Here is a 4,023-nt window from a genome sequence, read left to right on the forward strand (position 1 = left end):
CAGCAGCCCGGCCAGGCGGCGGTCGGCGCGCCCGCGGGCGAGGCGGCCCTCGCGGCCCACGGGCGCGCGGCTGATCAGGTGCTGCTCGTAGAGCCGCTCGCCGACGTAGCTGAACGGCGAGGCGGCCTGGTGCAGCCCGACCACGTGGACGTCGTGCCCGCGCCGGGCCAGCCCCTGCGCGAGCGTGTGGGTCACCTGCTGCACGCCGCCGAGCGCGTCGGCCTCCAGGCACGCGAAGACGATGGTCACGGCTCCCTCCGTGCCTGGACGGAGTCGCCCAAGGAGTCGCCCAAGGAGTCGCCCGAGAAGTCGCCGAAGAAGTCCTCGACGACCCTGGCCGCCGCGTCGCCCCGCTCCTCCGCGCACCACATCTCGCGGAAGGCCGCGTACCGCTCCGCGTGGGAGGCGTGCACGGCCGGCAGATCACGCAGGCAGGAGATCAGCTCCTCGGTCGTGGTCACGCACGGCCCGGGGGCGATCGACGGCAGGTCGTGGTAGACGCCCCGCTCGCGGAGCCGGTAGTCGTCCCAGTCGTCGATGAGGAACAGCATCGGCCTGCCCGTCAGCGCGTAGTCGCACATCACCGACGAGTAGTCGGTCAGCAGCGCGTCGGAGGCCAGCATGAGGTCGTTCACCTCGGGGTACGACCCGGCGGGCCGGACGAAGTGCCTGAGGCGCTGCGGCACCCTGTAGCGCTCGACGGGGTGGGGCCGCAGGATCACCACCCACTCCTCGGCGAGATCGTCCGCCATCAGCTCCAGGTCGGCACGGACCGACCTGCCGCTGTACTTGGCCCCGTCGCGGTACGTCGGCGCGTACAGGAGAACCCTGCGCCCGGGCGGGATCTCCAGCCGCGCCCGGACGTCGGTCGTCGGCGTCCCGCGCACCAGCGCGTCGCAGCGCGGCGTGCCGTACCTGTAGACCGGCCCGGTGTAGCCGTTGGAGCGCACGAAACAGCGCGAGAACTCCTCGCTGGGCGAGACCAGCGCGTCCCAGCGGGCCACGGCCGACCGCCACAGCGCGCGCGGCCGGTCGAAGTCGGCGCGCAGGTCCGGCGCGTCGAACCCGATCGACTTGATGCCCTGACCGTGCCAGGTCTGCAGATAGCGCGTACGGCGCGGCTTCGGGTAGTCCAGCGGGAAGCCGTGGCTGTCCACCCAGATCCCCGCCCGGGCCATCGTCCACACGTAGCGCCAGCCGCCGCGGCGCACCAGGCGGGCGTCCGCCGGGAACCCGGCGCGGCCCCTGGCCACCGACCAGACCACGTCGATCGGCAGGGACCTGCGCCGCAGCTCCTCGAAGACGGCCCGCGGGCTGCCGGTGCAGCCCTTGCCCACGTCCGACTCGAACAGCGCCAGGTTCCTGCGCGGCGGCAGCACCCTGATCAGCACCTTGTAGACCCGCAGCTTGTTCGCCGGCGTGCCGAGCCTGCGCAGCAGCGCGCGCCTGATCCCCGCCAGCACGGGCCGCCTGCCGGTGCGGGCGCGCACGCCCAGGCAGGCCGCGTGCCCTTCGGCCCCGATCGTGACGCCGCGCAGCTCCACCGGCTTCATGCCCGGATCCACGAGCAGCCGGTCCGTCGTGGTGTGGCCGTTCTCGGTGCTGGTGAAGCCGATGCGCGGCTCGCACGCGCCCGGGGGGACGAAGACCACCTCGCTGACGTACCCGCCGTCGCCCGACGCCTGGGGGTGGATGGGGACGCGCAGGCGGCCGAGCTTCAGGAACGCCGTCCACTCCAGGGGCAGCGCGCCGAACGGGTCGAAGGTGCGCACCGTCATCCTCACCCGCTCGCCGTCGGCGCAGATCTCGGCCACCTCGTGCCGCAGCCGGCTGGCACTGAAGGGCAGCTCGGCCAGCCGCAGCCCGGTGATGTCCATGCCGGGGGAGACCGTGGTGCCCCAGTACGTACGGCCGGCGTGTCGGACCGCGGCCCGCGGTGGCGCCTGCGGGCCGGTCAGCGAGCCGGCGGCCACCATGAGGTCGTCGATCCGGTCGCCGAGGATGAGCCGGCAGCACACCCGGGCCATCGGCGGGATCCGGTCGAACACCTCGCCCGGGATCTGCTCCAGGTACGGCCGGACGACCGCGGCGAACTCCTTGACCCACACCCTCTCGCGGGCGGGCAGCGGGTTGAGGTAGACGCGCAGGTCCTGGCGCAGGAACCGCTCCTGCCGGGCGGGCACCAGGTCCTCGGCGCCGTGGGCGCGCAGGACCTCGTCGCTCCTCCTGGCCGCGATGACCCGTTGGCGGACGTTGTCCATGTCGCCGATGCTGAGCGAGATGGACGAGCCGCCGCGGACCCGGTGCCAGAGGTAGACCACCCACGGCACGACCGCGAACCGGCGAGAGACGGCGTAGAGCTCGCTGGCGAAGACGTGGTCCTCGTAGTGGATGTCCTCGGGGAAGCGCAGCCCGGTGTCGCGCAGGAAGCGGACGCTGTAGAGCTTGTTGGTGGTGAAGCAGTCGAGGAACAGCCCGGGCTCCTCGCGGATGCCGGCCACCACCCTCCGCCTGGCGAACAGCGCCGGGTAGTAGCGCTCCATCCGGCCGTTCCACTCGTACAGGCGGGAGATCTGCCCGGAGACGAAGTCGGCGCCGGTGCGCTCGGCCTCGGCCAGCAGGCTCTTGCACGCGTGCCGGGGCAGCTCGTCGTCGCTGTCGAGGAACATGACGTACGGCGAGGCGGCGGCGTCCAGCCCGTCGTTCCTCGGCGCGCCGCAGCCGCCGCTGTTGGTGTGCCTGCGCAGGTAGCGCACGCGGGGGTCGGCGCGCATGAGTTCCTCGGCGACCCGTGGCGTCGCGTCGGTGCTCGCGTCGTCGGCGATGACGACCTCGAGGTCGCCCAGGGACTGGTCGAGCACCGAGCGCACGGCACGGGGCAGCCGGTCCGCGTCGTTGTAGGCGATCACGACAACAGTGCAGGCCGGCATGCGATCTCCCCCCGAGTCGGACACGTGGGAAGGGCATTCCCTCAGGCCGGGGCGAAGTGTCCTGCTTGAGGGTGATTTTGCCGGATTTATCGTATAAGTCGCCTGATCAGCCAGGCCAGGAACAGCAGCGCCACGACGGCCCCCGCGGCCGGCGCCACCCGCTTGAGCAGCGGGGCCCCGGCGAGCTCCAGCAGGTCGAGCGCCTCTTCGTCGGCCGTGCGCGAGGTGCGCAGCGTGCTGGCGGGCCTGACGTCCTCCTCGGGCTCCGGCACCGCGCTGAGATGCCGCTCCTCACCCACACCCGGCGCTACGGCGCCGACGACCGCCTTCTCGGCGTCCGGCCGTACGGCGCGCGCTTCCTGGGCGTCCGGCTGTGCGGCGGGCGTCTCCTGGGCATCCGGCCGTGCGGCGGGGGCCTCCTGCGCGTGCTCCGCCAGCAGGTCGGACAGGTTGGCGGCGAACCGGTCGATCAGCCTGCCGCCGACCTCAGCCATGACGCCCCGGCCGAACTGGGCGGGACGGCCGGTCACGTTGAACGACGTCTCCACGGCGACCGTCGTCGAGCCGTCCGCCGGCGACAGCCGGGCCTTCACCGTGGCCGAGGCCGTGCCTGAGCCCCGGGCCTCCTTGCCCGACGCCTTGATCGTGAGCGTGTGGGCGTCCTTGTCGACGTCCTCGATCAGGGCCGAACCGCGGTACGTCACGGTGATCGGCCCCACCTTGACCTTCAGGCGGCCGGTGAACACGTCGCCCTCGACCGTGTCCAGCGAGGCCCCGGGCAGGCAGGGCGCCACCCGTTCGACGTCGAGCAGCACCGCCCACGCCTGCTCGACCGGGACCGGGACAGTGAACTCGTGCTCGAATCGCATCGCCATCGCGTCCACCCCTTTTGTCCGCCCATTTGCGACATTACGTCTATAAAGGGGCGCCCGGAAGGGGGCGCCCCTGCCCGCGTCACCCCCAACCGGCGGCGGTGCGGACCGCGCGGTGCGTCAGCACCCTGGCCAGATGCCCGCGGTAGTCAGGCCGGGCGTGCAGGTCGGCCGGCGGCGAGGTGCCCGCCGTCGCCTCGCCGCACGCCGCGCGGACCTCG

General features: G+C 72.9%; 3 protein-coding genes. All 3 read right to left on the reverse strand.

Annotated elements, in window-relative coordinates:
* A partial coding sequence (locus tag DQW85_RS26450; RefSeq protein WP_162795396.1) for a glycosyltransferase occupies positions 1 to 249 on the reverse strand: 249 nt, incomplete at its 3' end.
* Complete coding sequence (locus DQW85_RS26455) at positions 246 to 2,930, reverse strand: CDP-glycerol:glycerophosphate glycerophosphotransferase (RefSeq protein ID WP_113702648.1); 2,685 nt, start codon at positions 2,928 to 2,930, stop codon at positions 246 to 248. The genes DQW85_RS26450 and DQW85_RS26455, both read right to left, overlap by 4 nt.
* Positions 2,931 to 3,016: 86 nt before the next feature.
* The gene (locus DQW85_RS26460) at positions 3,017 to 3,805 is read right to left on the reverse strand and encodes an SRPBCC family protein (RefSeq protein ID WP_113702649.1); all 789 of its coding nucleotides are present in this window, start codon (positions 3,803 to 3,805) and stop codon (positions 3,017 to 3,019) included.
* Between the last annotated feature and the right edge of the window lie 218 nt (positions 3,806 to 4,023).

This window comes from Nonomuraea lactucae, from assembly GCF_003313395.1.
GTDB classification, from domain to species: domain Bacteria; phylum Actinomycetota; class Actinomycetes; order Streptosporangiales; family Streptosporangiaceae; genus Nonomuraea; species Nonomuraea lactucae.